Raw genomic sequence first — 20,695 nt, forward strand, 5'->3', positions numbered from 1 at the left:
CCTCGCGCCAGCCGCCGCTACGGTTCCAGTTTCAGTTCATGCCAGATCGTCACGCACTTCTTTCCATCGCGGTCCCCGGCAGCGCCGTCCCACACGGCGAATGCAATCGAATACGTTGCGCCGGGTTTGAGCGCCAATTTGTCGCTTCCCTTTGGGGAAAGCGGCCTCTTGAAGGTGACCGAGTAGGCGGCGGTTTCGAAGACACCTTCGGCACCGACGTTTTGGTCCACCAGAGGGCGCACGCGCAACGATCCGAACCCGTTCGCTTCCAGACTTTCCGCCGACTGCCGGTACGTCGGGTCGGCAACGATATTGCCTGCGCCCCACCCGGTGACGAATGTCGGATCGGACTCGAGCGTCAATGCGTGGCGGGTAGGTTGCTCCAGCGGCGAATGCATCAGATTGGGGTATGAGTCCGTGCCGATGTTTGGGTAGACCGCCTCGATGTCCTGGAATGCCATCTCGAGATCGGCTTGACGTTCGGACTTCCACATCCAGATGTTGACGGGACTGCCCGGCTCTCCCATGCCGATGAACGGCGGCGACTTCGCGGCGGAGAGTTGGACGGCCGCGGCGTCTCGGAAATCCTGCGGGCGTATCGCGGTGTGGTCGTGCGTGGCATCCGGCCACGTGAGTTGGATAACGATGTCCTTGCCGTCGTGCAGCGCGCGCACAGTAACGACGCGCGGGTAGTCGTCACGCCACCAGAGGGGCATGGTAACGACTTCGGCCGTTCGCGCGCCGCGCCATTCCGCGGAATCCGGGTGATACGGGATCTGTTTTCGCCGCACCGCGCTTATGGTCTGGCGCCGCGGCACGACGCTCTCGCGCTGCTCGACCGACGACATTTCCAGCACGTAATGCGTGAGGTGCCACGCTTGGTCGCCGTACGACCAGTCGCTCATGGGCATGGGCGTTCCAGGGATACCCGCAACGATTCGGCGGTAGACGTCTTCATTGGCCGGCGCACCCTTGTAGATTCCTTTGGTCAGGTCCCGTGGACGCGTTGGGAACCCTTCCTGGTCGATCTGCTTCTGCTGCCCGTCGCCGCGTCCCGTTTCGCCGTGACAGGGAGCGCAACCTTCTTTGTACAGTTTGGCGGCAATTTCCTTTGCGGCCTTGTCGTAGGCAGGCTCGGGCGGCACGGAAATGACGCCCGCGCGCTCGGTTGCGGCCGCCGGCTGCGCCGTTTCGGCAGAGACCTCGGGCCACGGCCTCTCGGCCAAGGTCTTTATGAAGTAGACGAGAGACCAGCGTTGTTCGTCGCTCAGCCGGTCCCACGGCGGCATCGAGGAACCCGGCATGCCACGCGTTATCGTGTGGAACAGGTCGGTGTCCGTCGGGCGGCGCTCCCAGGTCGAAGCAATGCGGTACTCGCTCGACACAAAATTTCGCGGCTTGGGATAAAGGAGATACGCCGCGCTTCCGTCACCCTTTCCCTCGGCGCCATGACAGTCCGCGCACTCGCGCAGATAGAGCTGTTTCCCCTGCTCGATTAGCGCCGGCGTCGGCCCGGGCGGAACCGGGGCGCTTTGTTCTTCCGCCCACGCCAGACCCAGCGCCCCACCCGTCGAGAGCATTACCACCACCAGCGAGATTCGAAGCCCATGGACTGGTCCCATATAAAGCCCCCCTCGACACCCCCGATGTTTCCACGACAGACAACGTGCCCCCCGGCGCGTTCGAGTCAGTAGTGGATTCTTTTATCCATTTTTATCGCGCATGTGACATAAGAAAGTCAAGTCATTTCTTTCCGGCCAGCGTCGCGTGCGACGATTGCGCCTTCTCCTGTTCCGTACCGAGGGCAGAGGCAGCCATAACGTGTGCGATAATGGAGTATATTGGGGGCAACAGCATGCGGACGGAGCGTAGTCCGATGCGCATTTCCACGAAGGTGTGATATGACACGACTAGGGTTTTCGTTTCTCGTAGTGTACGCGCTGGCGGCAGCAGCATGGTCTGATGCGTTGGAGAAACGCTTTACCGATCCCCCCGAAGACACCAAACCGCGTTGCTATTGGTACTGGATGGATGGCCTCGTATCGCGCGAGGGTATAACTAAAGACCTTGAAGCGATGCGGCGGGCCGGTATTGGAGGGGCTTACATTGGCGTCATAAGCGGCCAAAGTGGAGTGTCACGGGACGCTCCGTGTAAAGCGTTGTCCGAAGAGTGGTGGGGTTACATCGATCACGCCATTCGCGAAGCGGGACGTATCGGCATCGGAATCGGCGTCTTCAATTCGCCGGGCTGGAGCCAGTCTGGCGGCCCGTGGGTCAGGCCAGAGCAGTCTATGCGGCACGTGTCGCTACCGGAAATTCGCGTACGTGGACCGCAGCGGTTCGAGGACAAACTTCCCGCGCCTTCGGGGCCGTTTCAAGATATCGCCGTGGTGGCATTTCCGGCGCCGAGGGGCGACGGAGAATGCTCGGATGAAACGGCGCGCACGTCGACGTCGATCTTGTTCGACTCGCGAGACGCGTTTACGGCGAGAAGCTTGGAAGTACGGCCCGTAAAACCGGTGAAGGTCGCAGCAGAGTTGAAAGCATTTGACGGCGATACGGACTACCGGAGCGTGACGAAGTTCGAAATTGATCGTCACAACATTGCCGTCAACGTCGGGCCAGTTCCACTCGCCCCGATCGTCGTAACGTTCCCGGCGACTACCGCGCGGCACTTCCGGCTGGACCTCTCCCAAGAATGCGAACTTGGTCAGGTGCTGCTCTCGTCCGCGGCACGTGTCGAGCGGTACCCGGAGAAGTCCCTTGCAAAAATGTTTCAGGACCCGCTTCCTCCGTTTGACTTCTACCAGTGGCCCGCCGCGGCTGAGCCCGACTCGGCAGACCTTACTGTTTCCACGAATGAAGTCCGCGACCTCAGCGCTCTAATGGACGCAGACGGAACTCTCCGTTGGGACATCCCGGATGGCGAGTGGATCGTGCAGCGCGCGGTAATGGTCCCCACGGGCACACAGAACAGTCCAGCGCCTCCCGAAGCGACCGGGCTAGAAGTGGACAAGATGAATCGAACGGCCCTCGCTTCACACTTCGACGCGTTCGTTGGCGACCTCCTCCAACGGTTGCCGTCCGCGGAGCGAACCGCGTGGACACATGTCGTCGCCGATAGCTATGAGATGGGTTCGCAAAACTGGACCGATGGATTTGCCGATGATTTTCGCAAACGCTTCGGATACGACCCGATTCCGTGGTTGCCGGTATTGACAGGGCGCATCGTAGGTTCGGCGGACCAATCCGAGCGATTTCTTTGGGACCTGCGGCGTGGCGTGGCGGACAAGGTTGCGCTGGATTACGTAGGCGGATTGCGCGATCTTTGCCGCGAGCGCGGACTCACGTTATGGCTCGAAAATTATGGCCATTGGGGCTTTCCCTCGGAATTCCTGCGGTACGGTGGAGCGAGCGACGAGATTGGCGGCGAGTTTTGGGTAACCGGAAATCTCGGCAGCATCGAACTGAGAGCAGCGGCCTCGGCGGCGCACACTTACGGCAAGAAGCTTGTCTGGGCCGAGGCGTTTACCGGAGGTCCCTCATTTGTAAACACACCGCGGGACTTCAAGGCACGAGGTGACTGGGCCCTCTGCGAAGGCAGCAACCAGTTCGTGCTACACGTATACATTCATCAGCCATGGGACGACAGAAAGCCGGGCATCAATGCGTGGTTCGGGACCGAATTCAACAGGCACAACACGTGGTTCGAATACATGAAGCCGTGGACGGATTATCTACGCCGGTGCAGCGTAATGCTGCAAACGGGAAACCACGTCGCCGATGTGGCGTACTTCATCGGCGAGGATGCCCCGAAGATGACAGGCCCCATCGAACCATCGCTTCCGAAGGGCTACGACTTCGACTTCATTAACGCCGAAGTGATCGAGACGAGACTGCGCGTACGCAACGGCCAGTACATCTTGCCCGACGGCCAGCGATATCGCCTGCTGGTCCTGCCGGACTCCGAAGCGATGCGGCCCGCCGTGCTGAACAAAGTGCAGCGGCTGGTCGCGCGTGGCGGCACGATTCTCGGACCAAAGCCGCAGCGTTCGCCGAGCTTGCAGGACTTTCCGGCATGCGACGCCGCAGTGCGGAAAATCGCCGACGCTCTGTGGAAACGCGAACGCGTGATCGACGGCGCGAGCGTGGAGCACGCGCTGCGGCAACTGCGCGTCGAACCCGACGTGTTATGTCCAGATGGAATTCTGTGGAAACACCGCCGGGACGGCGATACGGACATTTACTTTCTCTCGAATCAAACTGGCACGCAACGGTTGGAAGCCATATCGTTTCGCGTGTCCGATCATTCCTCGGAGTTGTGGTGGCCGGACACGGGAAGAATAGAATCTGTTCGCGCCGATGTCAGGGAAGGGCGATCCGAAGTCGAAATACCGTTTGATCCATTTGGGTCGGTGTTTGTCGTGTTTCGGAGGCACAAAGCGCTTGCGGAAACTCCCGACCTCACTTCAGAATCCACACTCGAAATACCCGGTCCGTGGTCCATCACGTTTCCTTCGGGCGAGACAACATTCGAGAGCCTGGTCTCTTGGACCGAGCGTCCGGAACCCGAGATCAAGTTCTTTTCCGGAACGGCGACTTATCGGACGACCTTCACGTTGCCCGGTCCTGTGTCACGTGCGCGTTTGGACCTTGGCGCAGTCGAAGCGATCGCCCAAGTCCGGGTCAATGGCAAGACCGCCGGTATTCTTTGGAAGTATCCATACGCTGCGGATATTGGCGACGCCATTGTGTCCGGTGTGAACACGCTGGAAGTGGATGTCGTGAATTCGTGGTTGAACAGACTTGTGGGCGACGAACGTGCAAACGCTGGAACCCATCAAACATTTGTTACAACCAAGACGTGGAAGTCGGATACGGCCCTTCGGCCCTCCGGCCTGCTCGGGCCCGTGACCGTCACCGTTTTTGAATGATTAGCGTCTGTCGGCCTTAGTTTGTAAGTCCGATCACGACAACGGTGGCCTATTTTGGACCGTCAAGTTGCGATTATTAATACATAACTACGAATTTGTGTATCTGATGTGAAGTTCGATATACAGATAGCCCAATTTGCGAGACTGCGCAGCCGGCGCCGCACCTAATGTTCGGCCTCGAAGTTCAATTGTGTCCCGTAGTCGTGGACTGTGATGCGCGCCTGGTCAATAGTGGGGGCCGGAGAAGTCCACTACGTGATGGCGCGTCCAGCCGCGTCGAGCACCAGCCCGATCAACTCGTCAATGTTAACCCAGCCCTGAATTGGGACGTTCTTCTTGAACCCGTAATCCGCCAGTCGAATGTGGCGCGCGATCGCATGGCCCGCGTTTGCGAACGTTGCGAGGGCGCACTCGATGGGACAACCGTCGACAAGCCAAAGATGTCTCCCTCTGAGTTTACGCAGGAAGGCGGGCTTGCCCGCGGCAATACCCGCGAGGCAGGACATTTCGGCGATCCCTCTTCGATCGAGCTCCCGCGCCACGTCGTACGCGAGGCGGCCAACATCCGAGCAGCCTGCGCACGCGAATACCAATGGTTTGGCCGTTTCGCCGGATGCGTTATTCATTTGAAACTCCGACGCTCCGGTTCGATGGCGCGTGGATACAGGAGTATAATCTCCGCGAGGACGAGCATATGCCGGTGAATTTCCAAGCGCGCCAGCGCTTCAAGCATCTCGCGACGCACAAAGCAAGCTCCATCTGGCGCCGAGTAACCGTCCGCCGGTTTGCGCGCGACCACCAATGCACTGTTGTTAACGTGCCGTCACCACAGCCGGCTCTACCGACGATATCGGACGACGAGTCGCAAGCTTGGGCGCCGTATCCAGCGCGCAGAACCAGCTTGCCGCCAGCAACGCAGCGCCGACGGCAACGTGCAACGATGTAACGAGCGGCCCCCGCGCGGTAAGGATCGTCAGCACGCCCAACGTGATTTGGGCGATGACCAGAAGTCCAACGGCGGCCGCGGCTACGGCAGCGCGTGGATGGGCAGATCGGCGGACCCACGCGTCGCGCAGGTACACCAGGTACACCGCGACAACGACGATCGCCCACAGGCGATGCGTGGCGTGAACGGCAACCTGCGCGACAGTCGCATCGGGCAGGAAGGTATTCGCCGTGAACGTTTGTTCAAGGCGCCACTCATTGATCCGCGACAGCATCGCCTCGTTAAACAAAGGAAGCCATTGACCGCCCATGGTGGGAAAGTCGGGTATCGCCAGACCGGATTCTGTGTGGCGCACGATAGCGCCGATCACGAGTTGAATCCACACGACGGCGGTCAAACCGAAAGCCCATCGAGCCGTGTGTAATCCGGCGGGTTCGAAGTCCGATTGGAGTCGATGTGCGCACGATGCCGGGAACGCGCGCGCGAGAAACACCGCCAGCAGGAGAAACGTCTGCGCCAAGACCCCGTGGGCGACGGACAGGTACGCGGGAAGCAGGAACAGAACGGTGAGCCCACCCAGCACACCTTGCGCGACGACAATAGCGAGAGCCGCGGCCGCGGACCATCGTATCGAATTACGCGAATCGTTGAAGGCAACCCAGCAGGAGAGGAAGAGCGTAGCAATTCCAACGACGGATGCGACGAGCCGATGGGTGTGTTCGTAAAAAACGTTTGCGCGCCATTCGGACGGCGGGAACGCAAACATGTTGTAACCATACGTCGTGGGCCAATCAGGCACGGAGAGACCGGCCTCGTGGCTCTTGACCAGCGCACCCATAAAGATGAGGACCAGCGTCAGTGCGCACACTACGCGCGAGGCAAGGCGCGAAACAGCAAGACCGTGTCCCGGGTGGGGAATCGAAATGCTATCGATGGAAGCAATCGCCATGTTTGTCTCTCTGTAAACAACTCACCACGCCGGGAGAGAGGGCAGGGGCATTCGATCCAGCACGTGTCACGAATGTCCCTGCCCTCTGATGGGTGGTGTGAGAGGTCATTTCTTGGAGAAGGAGAAATCGACTTTGGCCGGTTCGCCGTCCTTCACGGCTACAGTCGCGGTCTTCACGCCGAGCCGTTCATGCCAGGCGGATATCTCGTATTCACCCGCGTCAAGACCGTCAATGGAGAATACACCGTCCTCTTTGGTGATCGAGTAGTAGGGATTGTCTGTAACAAAACACCACGCCTGCATCCACGGATGGATATCGCATTTGAACGCAAACGGTTCTTCGATTTTGTCGAACTTCGTTTCCATTTCGGTCATGTTCGCGGGCATTGCCCTATTCAGCGCCGTGTTTGTCTTTGGCAAACTGTGGACGTTATGGAGGATTCCGTCGGGATTGAGGACCATCAAGGGCTGGCCAACCCTTATAGCGAAGACGTGCGGCGCATACCGGCAACCCTCCTGGGTCAAAACGACCGGCTCGGCCGGGGCCGGATGTTCCTTGGCGGGCGCACCCTTGGTCACGCGCACCAGGATGTTCGCCATTGTTTGGCCAGGACCGAGGACCAGCACCTCGTTGGGTAGCGGTTTGTCCTTGTGCTTCGAGTGGCACACGGGGTCAGCGCTGGTGTCAAGCGGTTTTAACGCGGGCGGTTGTCCCTCGAATTTCACCGTTCCGGTGACGCTGCCCGCCCATGCCTGCGTGCCGAAAGCGACCAGCGCCGCGGCGCACACTACGCCGGTCCGGCTCCACATCATTCGCATACTGCCTCCTCCTTTCGGCCGGTTTCCATGCAAGTGGAATCTGGCCGCTTACGCTGCCCAGTCCCGTCAATTGCGCCCGCGCAATCTAATAGTGGACATTTTTCTCCATTGTTGATAGCATGAACCCACGGGCATAGTCAAGCCCAAAAGGTTGTTGTCGACAAGGGGGTGCAACGAAATGCGATCGACTCTGCTTGTTTTGTCGCTTACGCTGGGCGTAGGCAGCGCCATCGTGGCCGCGCAAGACGCCGCGTCCGCTCATTCGGTCGAGTACGCGCTTCAGTCGTTTCGGCTTGCAGACCCGAACCTGCACATCGAAGTGGCCGCAGCCGAGCCGGATGTGGTCGATCCCGTGTGCGTTACATGGGACGAAGACGGCCGCATGTTTGCCGTCGAGATGCGCGATTATCCAAGCGGTGCAGGCGGCGGCACGATACGGCTTCTCGTCGATTCGGACAGCGATGGCTACTACGAAACGTCGACCGTGTTTGCGGACGGGCTTTCCTTTCCATCATCCGCTGTCCCGTGGAATGGCGGAATAATTGTGGCTGCGGCCCCGGACTTGATTTTTCTCAAGGACGGAAACGGCGACGGTGTAGCGGACGAGCGGCGGACACTCTTCACCGGATTTGGGCAAGGACTGCCCCACGATCAGGTCAACAGCCTCTATTGGGGCAGCGACCTTTGGATATACGGTTCCAATGGTGGATCCGATGGTACGGTTTCCGCGTTGGGTAGCGCTACCCCGGTATCTCTAACACACCGCGACTTTCGCCTGCGACCCGATATAGGTGTCATCGAGGCGGTTCCGGGTTTCAGCCAATCTGGCGCCTGCGATACGGAGTTTGGCGATCGATTGCTCTCACTTCCAACGTCACCGTTCCGCCAAACCGTTCTGGGGCAACCTACGCCAGGGCTGGTGGAAGATGTGTCGATTCTCGAATGGTTCGAATTCGGCCGTATCTGGCCTATCAGCATTCCACAAAAAAGATTCGGCCCAAGCGCGGATGGGTACTTTTTGGCTGCGCGCGGCCTTTCGTGTTATGTGGGGGATGTCACGCCCAAATATAAGAACAACGCGTTCGTTTGTGAACCGCTCGGAAATCTTGTTCACCGCAGGGTGCTTACCCAGCGCGGCTCCGTGCTCGCCGCAAAAAGAGGCGAATCCGGGTTCGAGTTTCTTGCATCGAGCGACGAGAGGTTCCGCCCCGTAAACGTCGCGACGGGCCCAGATGGCGCACTCTACATCGTCGATTTTTGTCGCCAGTACGTTGAGCACTCCTCTCTCGCGCCCGAGAACGAACGCGAGTCTATTGCATGGCGATCAGGCGATACGATGGGACGGATCTGGCGTGTCCGGCCAAAAGCGTGGAATAGGTCTTCTCATAAACCGCCAACCCTGTCTGGCGCTTCAAGCGAGGAATTGGCAAATTCGCTACGTAGCACAAATGGCTGGGTTCGTCGTCAGGCCCAACGTCTTCTTGTTGAACGAAAAGCCGTGGAGGCTTTACCCACGCTCGAGGCAATGGCGGCAGAATCCGACTTGGCGGAGTCCAAGGCAGCTGCTTTGTTTACCATGGGAGCCTTGGGCAATGCGTCTAAGCAAGCCATCGAGACGGCTCTAGCGGATAAAGACCCCGGCGTCAGATCAGTGGCGGTGGTAGTCGCCCAATCCAAGTTCTCAACGCTGCCAGAACTTGTCAATATCGTCCAGTCGCTCACGCAGGATTCCGATTTGCGGGTACGCCGCGCCGTCGCGATTGCGGCAGTATCAATGCCTGCGGAATCGCGGGTGGCCACCTGCAAAACACTCGCTATACAAGCAGAAAGCGACCAATGGCTCACAATGGCCATAATGGAGAGCGCGGGTCCGGACGCGTGGCCACTACTCGAGTCGGTATTCGCTGCGCGCAGCTCAGACCTTGACTGGTGGGTTGCTCGGAGGGCCGAGTTCGTAAGCGGACTTGCGGAAAAAGTCGGCGCCTCCGGTAAACAGGATGAGGTAGGAGCTTTCCTCGCCCTCTTGGCGGCGCAACGTCCAGTCACGGGTGGCCCAGATGTCATTTTCCTTTCGGGACTTAGTCGCGGCCTTCAACGTAGCGGCACCTCACTCCGGCAGGTGCTCTCGAGTCCTCCTGCCACGCTAGACGCCGCTGCAACGCTAGCGCTAGGCCGCGCGTTTGAAACAGCCGACGCACTAGCGCACCACAATCGAGCTGGCTTACCGCTTCGCCAAGCAGCCGTCAGGTTGCTCGTAGAACGGCCGGACGGCAGTGGTATGGAGACGCTTCTTGCGTTGCTAAAGCCCGATGAACGGCCCGAAATCGTTAACGCAGTCGTTTCCACACTAGGGCAAGGCGGTGGAGCCGATACAAATGTGGCCTTGTTGGCGCGTTGGTCCGGTTTATCAAAGGACGTGCGTGGGCAACTTGTTGAACAGTTCGCGTCGGCCCCCGCTCAGACCGCAACTCTCTTGGACGCAATCGATCAAGGTACCGTTCTTAAACATGAAATCGCGTTGAAAGTCCGCAAGACGTTGTTAGACTCCACAGATCCTGCGATTCACGACAGAGCACTGGCGTTGTACCCCGAATTCTCATCGGCTGCGAAAGCGGATCTCTACGCGCAGTATTCGCAAGCGATTCATCTTCCCGCCGATGCCGCCCGCGGGGCGAAAGTATTTTCCATTAATTGCTTTCCCTGCCATCAGATGCATGGCATCGGAAACACTGTTGGTCCAGAGTTGTCGATCGCGAGCGGAAAGGCTAAGGAGGAACTCATGCGATCGATTCTCGATCCGAGCGCCGAGGTCTTGCCTGAATTTATCAGCTATACAATCGCGACAAAGAATTTTGAAGACTATGCCGGATTGCTGGCCAAGGAAGATGCGTCGAGCGTTACGCTTCGCGCGGCTGGCGGAATGGAACAAACGGTACAGCGTTCGGACATCGAAACCATCGCACCAGGGAGCGGGTCGCTAATGCCCGAGGGTCTGGAAGCGGCCTTTGATATTCAAGGATTAGCGGACTTGATCGAGTTTATCCGGAACCCGGCGATGGACGCTTTGAAGCAGGCCGTATCGGAGGTCTCCGCGCCACCATTGTGACTCACGCTCATATCATCGCCATAAGACAATATGCCTGTTGCGTAACCGGCTGACCAAGTCCGTTTCGTGAACCGATTTGGACTGCGACCGCCTAATCAAAAGGGGAGATGTAAGCGTGCTTCAGCCGTACTCGAAAAAATGCGTATACGCTTTTCGCGCATTGGCGTATGTCGCTGCGATTCATTCGGTCGGTCGCTTCCAGGCTGGAACACTTTGTAAAGAGGCCGGAGTACCAGAACCGTCTACCAGGAAAGTGCTGCATATGCTTGTCGAAGGCGGATTGCTGTTTGCTCACCGTGGCCCTGGCGGTGGTTACTCGCTTGCCCGGCCGCCGGAGCGAATTACGCTTTGGGAAATCGTAACTCTGGTTGATGTCGGCCACCATAATAGACGGTGCGTAATGGGATTTGGCAATTGCGGATCGACGGTGCGATGCCCGATTCACGAAGCTACCGCGCGTTGCGCGAATTCGCTCTCCGACCAACTTGGTGAAGTGACACTGGCGGAACTCACGAGCTCTGTCGCCCTGCGCGAGCGAACATTAGTCCGCCCCGTTTCAATAGTCGAAATGCAACGAACCAAAGAGCGGACACGAACAGAGAAAGGAAGGGACAAGACTAATGGGAATTAATGGGTGGAGCGCACTGGTACTCGCTTTGTGCCTGCTGCAAGGTTGTGGTCCAGGTACAGAACCTTCAATGCCACAATCTGCCGCTCCTGCAGCACCCGTCGCGCAGCCCCCTGTTGAGCCTGTCGAAGCTCCGCTTGCTGAGACCCCGCAGACTACCCCTGCACCACCTTCGCCCAACGAAATATCAATTCTACCTGGGGCCGATGCGCAGACAGCCATTCAGGAAGCGCTCATCTTGGCGAAGCCAGGTAGCGTCGTCCAGCTGGAAGAAGGTGTCTACGATCTGGAGCTTGGACTCTCGCTCGATGTAGAAGGAGTGACGATCCGGGGTCGCGGCATGGACAAGACGGTCTTGGATTTCAAGCAACAGGTGGCGGGCAGCGAGGGGCTTTTCGTCACGAGCAAAAACGTGGTGCTTGAAGACTTCGCGGTAGTGGACACAAAAGGCAACGGCATCAAATCGCAAGGCTCGGACAACATTGTCATTCGGCGCGTACGCGCTGAATGGACTGGCGGCCCGAAAGAAACTAACGGAGCCTACGGCATCTATCCGGTAAGTTCCGCTAATGTGCTCGTCGAAGATTGCGTCGCCATTGCGGGTTCTGATTCGGGAATCTACGTGGGTCAGTCCAAGAATGTCATCGTACGACGATGCCGCGCCGAATACAATGTCGCCGGTATCGAAATTGAGAATTGCCACGGCGCGGACGTCTACGAGTGCACCGCAACCAACAATACCGGCGGCATTCTTGTTTTCGACCTGCCCGACCTGCCGCAGCAACGAGGACACGATATTCGGCTTCTCGACAACAAGGTGTTTGCAAACAACACGCCAAATTTTGCACCCAAAGGCAACATCGTCGCGACGGTACCAACCGGTACGGGCGTCATGGTCATGGCGAACTCGAATGTTGAAGTGTTCAACAACGAGATACGGGACCACGACACCGCCAACATGCTGATTGTCAGCTACCAATCGACATTGATCGAGATTAAGGACCCGAATTATTACCCCTACGCGGAGGCAATTCACATTCACGACAATTCCTTCGGAGCAAGCGGCGCGAAACCTGGCGGCGAACGGGGTGAGCTGATCGCCGCGCTCGCGGGTTCTCCATTGCCCGACATCGTATGGGACGGTATCGTGAACCCGGCCAAGTTGGTCGATGGAAAGTTGCCACCAGAGGCCGGGCTTTACATCCGGAATAATACCGATTCTCAAGGTGAAGTGACATTTGTATCGCTCGGCGGCGCCGCGGTGTTGCCCGATCCAACCGGGGCCGTTGTCAAACGCGATCTGTCGGAACACTCAGGAGAACTGCCCGCGTTGAAGCCCATCGAGATTCCGGTCACACAACGATGATGGCGACCGTCGTCTTGCAGTGGTTCGTGCTACTGGCCGCCTTCGCCGGTGGAACGTCCGAAGAGTCGCCGTCAACGGTACGTGTGGACTACGAGGCGCCCCCGCTTGAGTGGCTGAGCGGCTATAACCTGTTTTCTAATCCAGGGATCCAGGAACCTAACACTGGCGTCATTCCCTACGACCTGAGCGCACTACTTTTCAGCGACTACGCCACGAAGCATCGCTTCGTGTGGATGCCTGCAGGTACTTCTGCAAATTACCACGAGCGCGAGGTGTTCGACTTTCCTGAAGGCGCAGTCCTCATCAAGTCGTTTGGGTATCCGCGCGATGCGCGCTTCCCAGACCGTGGCGAGCAGCTTATCGAGACGCGCCTCCTGGTCCTGGCGCGGTCAGATTGGAAAATGTATCCCTACGTTTGGAACGAAGATGGCACGGACGCGCGCCTAGCGCTTGCAGGTGCCCGTGTTCCCGTGACGTGGGTGGACTCGGGCGGAACGCCACACTCTTTCCAGTACATCGTGCCAAACGTCAACCAGTGCAAACACTGCCACATCGGGAAAGGCTTGCCGGCGCCCGTTGGTCCAAAGGCGCGCTATCTCAACTTTGACTATTCCTACCCGTCTGGACGCGAAAACCAACTTGCGCACTGGATAAAGGCAGGTTACTTGTCGGGACTCGACGATCCCATACAGGCGATGAAGTCCCGGCGTTCGGATGATCCGAATGCGGGCACGCTCGAAGAACGGGCGCGCACGTATTTGGATATCAATTGCGCACACTGCCACAACCCGACGGGCCCCGCGTTCACATCCGGACTTGATCTGAGTTTCGATCAAGCTACACCGATGCGGATTGGCATATTCAAGGCGCCCGTCGCCGCCGGCCGTGCAGCAAGCATTGGCCGCTACGACATCGTTCCCGGCAGGCCAGACGAGTCAATCCTGCTGTACAGACTGGCGACCACCGACCCAGGCGTGCGTATGCCCACCGTCGGCAGGGGCCTCGTGCATGACGAAGGCGTCGCGCTCATTCGCGAGTGGATCGAGAGTATGCCGATGGCGCCTGCGCAATGACTGGAGACATGCACCTGCACCAGCACCTTTGGATCTTCCTGCTCGCAGTCACGGTGTCTATATTAGGGTGTTCGCCCTCCCAGACGATCGACACCGTCACACCCGAACCGACGCCCGCACCAGTCCGCGAAACATCTTCTCAACCTGTAGCAAGCACGGTGGCCGCGGACAGCGAGGACTTTCTCTTCGAGTCCGCCGAAAACGAGCCCGCGCCTACCCTGCTGAGTGAATTTGGCGCGTTCCAAGACTTGGCGCGTCAAGTTCCCGCCGCGGATGTCATTCCGTTCGCCTTAAACGTGGAACACTTCGCGGATTATGCGCGCGTCTCGCGCTTCCTCCGGGTACCGCGAGGGGCCCAGATTCGTTACTCCACGGACGGTGTGCTCGAGTTTCCCGTGGGCACCGTGCTACTGCAGACGTTCCGTCTTCCGAGCGCGCAAAGCGATCCAGCAGCGTCAGAACAATTGATAGAAACACGGGTCATGCGCAAGCTGCAAAACGGCTGGGACGCCGTCGCCTACCAATGGAGCAAGGACGGTACAGACGCGCGCCGCGCATTGGCTGGCGGCATAGTTCCGTTATCCGCGGTCGGAGGTGTTTTCGATGGACTATCGCACCGGTACATCATATTGAATGCTAACGATTGCAAGCGGTGCCACGAAAACCAGGGTGTTATGCTCGCGATCGGCCCCACCATCGCGAACCTGAACCGGGATTTTCAGTACGAGGACGGCAACGCAAATCAAATCGAATATTGGACGCGCCGGGGCATCCTTACTGAAGCGCCGGCCTCCCCGAGCGAAGCGCCCCGTCTTGTCCGATGGGACGACCCGAACGATGGAACGGTTGAGCAGCGCGCACGTACCTGGCTTCATGTAAACTGCGCACACTGCCACAATCCACTCGGCGCCGGCGGTGTTTCGGGACTCGACTTGCGCCTCACGCAGCAAAACCCGATCCAGTTAGGGATATATAAGCCGCCAGTTGCCGCAGGACGCGGATCCGAGGGAAACCTGTACAGCATCGAACCCGGACATCCGCAGTCGTCCTTCCTTGTGGGCCGCCTGACATCGACGGAGCCTGCCGTCATGATGCCTCCGGTGGGCCGCAGGCTACCAAATGCCGAAGCGATTGCGCTCGTCAGCCAATGGATCTCGGACATGCGCTTTAGCGAGACCGAGTCGCAGAACATCATCACCAAGCAACGCGAACTCTTCGAAGTCCTCAAACGCGAAGGCAAGTGGCAACAACAGCCCGGATAGGCAATTGACTTCCAAGTTGCGGGCATACCACATTATGGATGATAATATCCACTACATGCGCCGATTCGGCACTTAGGTGGTTGCCCGTCCGTTGGCCATGTACTGCGCAATAGGACTCGTGTAGAACCGATCATAGACGGCAAAGTAGAGGTGAGTGATGATTTCTATAGCGGACGACTCGGCCCCTCGACCGGCTTTCGCGGCAGTTGATGCCACCATACTCCATATCTTTGTCTCTCTAGGACACAATTTTCGTGGACGCCACGGGCGCGAGCCAGGTAACTACGAAGCCATAGAGGTTGAGACCGCCCGCTGTGTCGCGGGAAAAGGCATCGAAGGCGACAGGTACTTTGACTATGAGGACGACTACAAGGGCCAGATCACTCTATTCGATTGGCATGTCTACCGCGCCGTATGCGACGCAGTTGGCGTTTATGACCAAAGTGTATCCGTCTTGCGCCGGAACGTCATCACAGCGGGATTTGACCTGAACGATCTCGTCGGCAAACGGTTTGAGATACAGGGTATTCAGTTCGAAGGTGCCGAAGAGTGTAAGCCCTGCCGCTGGATGGATCGAGCGTTTGCGCCCGGCGCGTACGCTGCATTGGAAGGGCGAGGCGGCCTGCGCGCGCGCATTCTTACAAGCGGAATACTCCAAAGAACGTTCCAAGCTTAAGCTCGTTCCTCTAGGCGCGGAGGCTGTGAAAACGGCCCATGTAGAACGCCGCGCAGTACCAGTCTGGGCGCGACGTATACTTTCGTGGTCAGGCATCTTGCCGCGCGTAAGTTTCGGATGCACCCACTGCACGCATCAGGGTGACTATTTCGTTGTCGAACTCACTGCAACTTGCGCCTGCCGATCAACTGCGACGTTTCGTGTCGCTCGGAGAAATGTGGGGCAAGCGTGCAAGTGTACAGTAGCGTTCGTTCGCCAAGAGGAAATAGACTGGACAGTCATCGAAGAACAAGTCTAGTCTAGACTCGATATCTTGCCTCGACCCTATTTGGAAATGCTTCTCCCATATCACCGGCATACTCTTTTCCGCCGCATCCTCAGTATTCACAAATACAATTTGCGAGAAACTTACGAACGCTTCGCTGTTTGCACGATATGGCAGCAAGGAGAGGGTCACCTGCGTATCGCGCAAATGCTCCACTCTGTGAAACCCGGTTTTGAGCCACTGCCAACCGCCCGGCGACCCTTCCAACTTGCCGGGAACGATCAATCGATTTCCGTCCAATTGGATCGAGCAAGCGGCAGTATGCGCCGGATAATCGACTCCGTTCGTAATACGTTCTACAAATACACTGTAAGTTCCGGGCGGCAATGACGCGGTGCATACGAGTTGGTCGGCGTCTGGCGACATGGCGTTGTCTATACGATAATGCATGGCCATGCGCGCGCTCCGCCGATCGCGAAAGGTGCGAAGCTCCCACCTGCTTTGGGGTGCGGCAGTCCGGACGAATTGCGCGGCGCCGATATGACCGTCCGCTACGAATGCAGAAACATAAACTGATTGCGGCTGTTCGATTTCGCTTCGCGTTCGGAGTGTGATTGCCGTCCTGCCTGCGCGTGCACCTTCTGTGGGCGCAACTGAGGCACGATCCATATGTATTGTGACCTCGTTTGGGACTGGGTCGTCTCCCAGTATTGAAGGCTGTCGAGGCAAGATCAGGGTGGTTGGCGGCATGTCGCGTCCCATTTCGGATGAATCGAACAGGTATACCCAGGTCGGATAGTAGATATCGCCAAAACGTTTGGCGCTAACGCATGCGGCGCGCTCGCTTAGCCACGGCAATATCTCGGGGTTTGCATGTCCGTATCCATACGCTCCCGGTGCGGGCGCGATGACCCACGCTCGTCGTTGAGAAAGCGCCAACGTGTCTAGTTCCGATATGGGAATGTCAAACAACTCTAATTCTTTCGGGGTGCCGCGGCTACTGTATAGAGAGCTGACGTTTCCTCCGACGTCGATGATCGTGTTCTGAACCTCTGACAAGTGCCACATGAACTCCGGGCATGACATGCGGTTCGTGTGTAGTACGAGGTCGTCCGGGCGAAGATTCTCTCGTACAAACGCGATAATCTTGGGAGTTGGAAATGTGCTGAACACGCCTGGGGCCTTGCGGCCATCGGCGGGCAGGCGCATATGAAACTGGTCATACAACCCAATTGCCTGTGTTGTCAAAACAAGTAACAGCATCGCTGACCGTTTCCACTTACTGCCGATCAGACTCAGACCGACCGCCACGACGATAAGCAATGGAGGCGCAGAGCCAATTAGGAAACGGTCCACGTAGATAGAATTCGATTGCACCGCCGAAAGGCCATAGAACACCAGAACTGGGCCTACTGCGGCTGATAACAAGAACAGTAATTCGCGCCGATTCCGAGTGCTTGCGGCGAGCCCGTGCGCGACCATAGCGACAACGACGATCGCGACGAGCGTCCGAGCATAATCTGATCCGACATAACCGGCGAAAAAGTTGGTTAGCGTAAAATATAGCGATGTGAGCGTTGGCCTTGGCGCCCAGAACTCCAACGCACTCATATCAGTTAAACGCCGATACATGAAGTAAATGTTCGGCACACTTAGCAGCAAAAGCAGCGCTTGCGCCCACAACCAATTATAGACGCTTTTTACGCTGCACAGGCGAGCCATGAGGAATGCCACCGAGGTTGTGGCGACAAAGAAACCTCCCAGAAGGTGGACATGGGCCAGCACGAGGCTCGTCACGATATGGTAAAACAAGAGATGTCTGGCACCATCGGAACGGGCATACAATATTAGAGAGTACAGCGACGCCAACTGAAAAAAGCCGAGCCACGCATACATCTTCGCATCGCGGCTGTAATAAACCAGGAATGGACATGTGGAAACCAGTAAAACGGCTATGAATGCCGTCCGCCTGCCTCCCGCACGCTGCGCCGTATATCCCGCGAGTATTACGGTGAGAATTCCGAAGAGGGCGCTGGGCAGCCGAAATAGATATGCGGCGTCACCGCACACAGCGAGACCTTTTATCGTGAGCAAGTACAGCGGTGGAAGTGGGAGCGCATCGAGAATGCTTAATATACCTACATTGCGTGCCGCCAATGCTGCCATCGCCTCGTCATACCACAACGCCTTGGCATCGAGACCAGCGAAGCGAAGTGCGAATGCAACCGTAATCACAACAATGAGGGCGGCATGGTTTGTCCTCAATGGTACTTTCCACGGCGTACGCAGCAGCGATCTCCAGCGCTCGCGCCGCCTGTAGGTCAGGCAGTCAGCGATCATACAAACCCACTATGGTCTGGGAGTGCGCACGATGAGGACATCACTGGAACTCGAGTTCGCCAATTGAATGTGAAGCGTTTCGCAAAACGCATTGGGAATAGGAATTGTCCGTTCCTCAGAGGGCGCAAGCGTGACCGTACGCAGTTCGGGCATGTCGGTCGGCCTACCCGGTTCGTAAGGCACAAAGAGTACGCGACTAAATGCAGCGCGACCCTCGGGGCGATTGCCGGTATCTACAGCGCAAACCTGCAAAATAGCCTCCGGACTGCCGTCCCAGTCTAGCGACCCCGCGTCCACCCAGTCCCAGCCACCACGCTCATTGCGGGAAACCGTATGTGATGCCCTTAGGGTGCTCTCCCCAATCCGTAATATGATGTCCGCGAGCGGCCCGATATAGTTCGAACCGCTTACAATTCGTTCAACGTAGACCCTATACCGGCCTTTGGATAGTTGCGTGCTACGCACCAACGCATCATTTTCATGGTCCGATCCATTTACTGTGATGACCATCCCCATTCGAAAGACGACTCTGTCGCGGAACGACTGCAATATCCACTTTGAGAGGCCGGCCTCTGCGCGGTCAAACTCGGCCGCGTAGGCGATACGTGCATCGGATACGGCGTCGAAATTGAAGGTCTGTGAATGTGCCGAACTGTTCCGCACGTTCACTATTGCTTCGGCGTAGTCATTGCTCCGATCGCCTACTGCTTGCTGTGGTGGTATGAGAAAGCGGAGTCGCGCGGGCTCCTCTGTTGGCGGTGAGTCTTCGGGTACCGAAGCGGTGATGACCGTCTCTTTGCGCGTAAGTTGCAAAGTATTGGCGCTGGTTCCCATCGTGAAGCAACAAAGCGTGGACTCCGGAAAAATCGTGTTGGGCCCGCCAAAGGTAACAATCGATTCGTCGGTAGCACGCGCCCGTGCCCATGCGAGAATGCCTTTGGTACCCGCCTGCAACGTGTCCGGGGCACCCGGCATTGCAATCCATATCCGGCGCGCTCCTTTTGCGGCATCTTCAACTTCCTTATATGGCGAGGAGAGGTTTTCCGCCGACGCAGCCGCGCGATATTCCTCCGCCATACGCAGTCTGCCACCCAGGTCTACGCGAATGTGTCGGTAATCTTGCGAGTACCATCGCAAGGGAGCCAACATATGATGGTCGAGGTGCCAGACTGGTTCAGATTGTCTGGCGGAACCAGCCAAGACACGTGCCATACTTCGAGTGTCGAATGTTCGATACACGCCTACATGCTTGAGCCAGTCGAGATCGAGGTCGTTTGCAAATACGCGATATAGCGTGACTGCCATTGCGGTAAATAATGCCACCCCCGACGCACGACGCCATGCGCTGCTTTGAATTGCGGCAATTCCGATACCAACGACAACGATTAGCGCACCCGCGGACCCAATCATGAATCGATCTACATAGTAGGAATTCCGGCCAAACGTGGATGCGAGGCCGAGCAAAACCAGTTGCCCGAAGGCAGTTCCGAGCAGAAACAGACACGCCTGTCGCCGCGGAGAGTCTCCTATCACGGCGCGCAGAGTGGCTACTACCGTTATGGCAATTCCTAACCAACGTACCCAATCATCGACCGCATAGCCAACCACGAAGTTCTGGACGCTCGTCAGTACTCCTGAAAGGGATGGTCGTGGCGCCCAGAAGAATTTCGCTTCCATATTGCTCAAAAAGCGAATTTCCGCGATAAGAAACGGGATAGACAAAATCAATACGGCGATCTGGGCCGCATACCAGCGCAGAGCGACGCCGTTCCATCTCGGCCCTAGAAGAAACCAAGTCGCGTTTAGCGCCGTGAGCCAGAGGGGGGACAGTATATGGGTGTACACCGACCCAGCGGCCAGCGCGACGTATGCAACGAGATAACTGTTACGATGCGGGCCTGTGCGATAGGCGATAGCAGTATATACGGCTCCAATTTCAATTAACGCCAGCAATGCATATTCCTTGGCGTCCCTGCTGTAGTAGACAAGAAAAGGCGTTGCGGACAGCAGAACGATCGTGACTAGCGCTGCGCGTTGTCCAGCAACTCGCAACGCGAGCTTATACCCGACCACCACGGTCAGCGTACCCGCGATTACCGAGTGGAGACGTACCCACCAGTCGGCGGTGTCAACAAGTTGAATGAGATAAAGAAGTATGCAAAAAAACGGCTCTACTATCTCGGTCTTTCCGGCAAACAGCCCAAACGGAAGAGTCCGGCACCACTCCAGATGAATAACTTCGTCGTACCACAGCGGTAGCCGATCCAAGTCATAGCAGCGCACAATCAGCGCCGCCAGCAGTATGATCGCCACAATTGCGGCGTGCCTTCT

Annotated in this window: 13 protein-coding genes; 7 read left to right on the forward strand and 6 right to left on the reverse strand. The window is 57.7% G+C overall.

The features are described from left to right. Nucleotides 1-17: 17 nt before the first annotated feature. Entirely contained in the window at nucleotides 18-1,622 is a 1,605-nt protein-coding gene (locus HUU46_09220; protein NUM53808.1) for a c-type cytochrome, read from the reverse strand. A gap of 279 nt (nucleotides 1,623-1,901) precedes the next feature. On the opposite strand from HUU46_09220, the gene HUU46_09225 reads away from it, so the two are divergent. Continuing rightward, nucleotides 1,902-4,934, forward strand: coding sequence for a glycoside hydrolase family 2 (locus tag HUU46_09225; GenBank protein NUM53809.1), 3,033 nt, complete (start codon nucleotides 1,902-1,904; stop codon nucleotides 4,932-4,934). 251 nt (nucleotides 4,935-5,185) lie between these two features. On the opposite strand, the gene HUU46_09230 is transcribed toward HUU46_09225, so the two are convergent. The 3 genes from HUU46_09230 to HUU46_09240 form a co-directional block, all read right to left on the reverse strand. Further along, a complete protein-coding gene (locus tag HUU46_09230) occupies nucleotides 5,186-5,560 on the reverse strand; it encodes a putative zinc-binding protein (GenBank protein ID NUM53810.1) in 375 nt (124 codons plus the stop codon). A 186-nt stretch (nucleotides 5,561-5,746) separates the two neighbouring features. Continuing rightward, a complete protein-coding gene (locus tag HUU46_09235) occupies nucleotides 5,747-6,829 on the reverse strand; it encodes a COX15/CtaA family protein (GenBank protein NUM53811.1) in 1,083 nt (360 codons plus the stop codon). Nucleotides 6,830-6,934: 105 nt separating this feature from the next. Further along, nucleotides 6,935-7,648 carry a TonB-dependent receptor gene (locus HUU46_09240; GenBank protein ID NUM53812.1) on the reverse strand — a complete coding sequence of 238 codons (714 nt, stop codon included), beginning with the start codon at nucleotides 7,646-7,648 and terminating at the stop codon, nucleotides 6,935-6,937. Between the two features lie 178 nt (nucleotides 7,649-7,826). On the opposite strand from HUU46_09240, the gene HUU46_09245 reads away from it, so the two are divergent. The 6 genes from HUU46_09245 to HUU46_09270 all read left to right on the forward strand — a co-directional run bounded on the left by HUU46_09245 (nucleotide 7,827) and on the right by HUU46_09270 (nucleotide 15,759). After that, nucleotides 7,827-10,754, forward strand: coding sequence for a c-type cytochrome (locus HUU46_09245; protein ID NUM53813.1), 2,928 nt, complete (start codon nucleotides 7,827-7,829; stop codon nucleotides 10,752-10,754). A gap of 115 nt (nucleotides 10,755-10,869) precedes the next feature. Continuing rightward, nucleotides 10,870-11,385, forward strand: a complete 516-nt coding sequence (locus HUU46_09250) for an Rrf2 family transcriptional regulator (GenBank protein NUM53814.1) — start codon at nucleotides 10,870-10,872, stop codon at nucleotides 11,383-11,385. Next, nucleotides 11,375-12,748: a right-handed parallel beta-helix repeat-containing protein gene (locus tag HUU46_09255; protein ID NUM53815.1), complete on the forward strand. Its 1,374-nt coding sequence runs from the start codon at nucleotides 11,375-11,377 to the stop codon at nucleotides 12,746-12,748. Before HUU46_09250 ends, HUU46_09255 begins: the two co-directional genes overlap by 11 nt. Then, the gene (locus tag HUU46_09260; GenBank protein NUM53816.1) at nucleotides 12,748-13,821 is read left to right on the forward strand and encodes a hypothetical protein; all 1,074 of its coding nucleotides are present in this window, start codon (nucleotides 12,748-12,750) and stop codon (nucleotides 13,819-13,821) included. Before HUU46_09255 ends, HUU46_09260 begins: the two co-directional genes overlap by 1 nt. Next, the gene (locus HUU46_09265; GenBank protein ID NUM53817.1) at nucleotides 13,818-15,083 is read left to right on the forward strand and encodes a hypothetical protein; all 1,266 of its coding nucleotides are present in this window, start codon (nucleotides 13,818-13,820) and stop codon (nucleotides 15,081-15,083) included. Before HUU46_09260 ends, HUU46_09265 begins: the two co-directional genes overlap by 4 nt. Nucleotides 15,084-15,240: 157 nt before the next feature. Beyond that, complete coding sequence (locus HUU46_09270; protein NUM53818.1) at nucleotides 15,241-15,759, forward strand: molybdenum cofactor biosysynthesis protein; 519 nt, start codon at nucleotides 15,241-15,243, stop codon at nucleotides 15,757-15,759. Between the two features lie 184 nt (nucleotides 15,760-15,943). Here the strand turns inward: HUU46_09270 and HUU46_09275 are convergent, their stop codons facing one another. Both HUU46_09275 and HUU46_09280 read right to left on the reverse strand, forming a co-directional pair. Continuing rightward, nucleotides 15,944-18,364, reverse strand: a complete 2,421-nt coding sequence (locus HUU46_09275) for a glycosyltransferase family 39 protein (GenBank protein NUM53819.1) — start codon at nucleotides 18,362-18,364, stop codon at nucleotides 15,944-15,946. A 9-nt stretch (nucleotides 18,365-18,373) separates the two neighbouring features. Beyond that, entirely contained in the window at nucleotides 18,374-20,677 is a 2,304-nt protein-coding gene (locus HUU46_09280) for a glycosyltransferase family 39 protein (protein NUM53820.1), read from the reverse strand. Between the last annotated feature and the right edge of the window lie 18 nt (nucleotides 20,678-20,695).

The organism is Candidatus Hydrogenedentota bacterium, assembly GCA_013359265.1.
Taxonomy (GTDB): Bacteria; Hydrogenedentota; Hydrogenedentia; order Hydrogenedentales; family SLHB01; genus JABWCD01.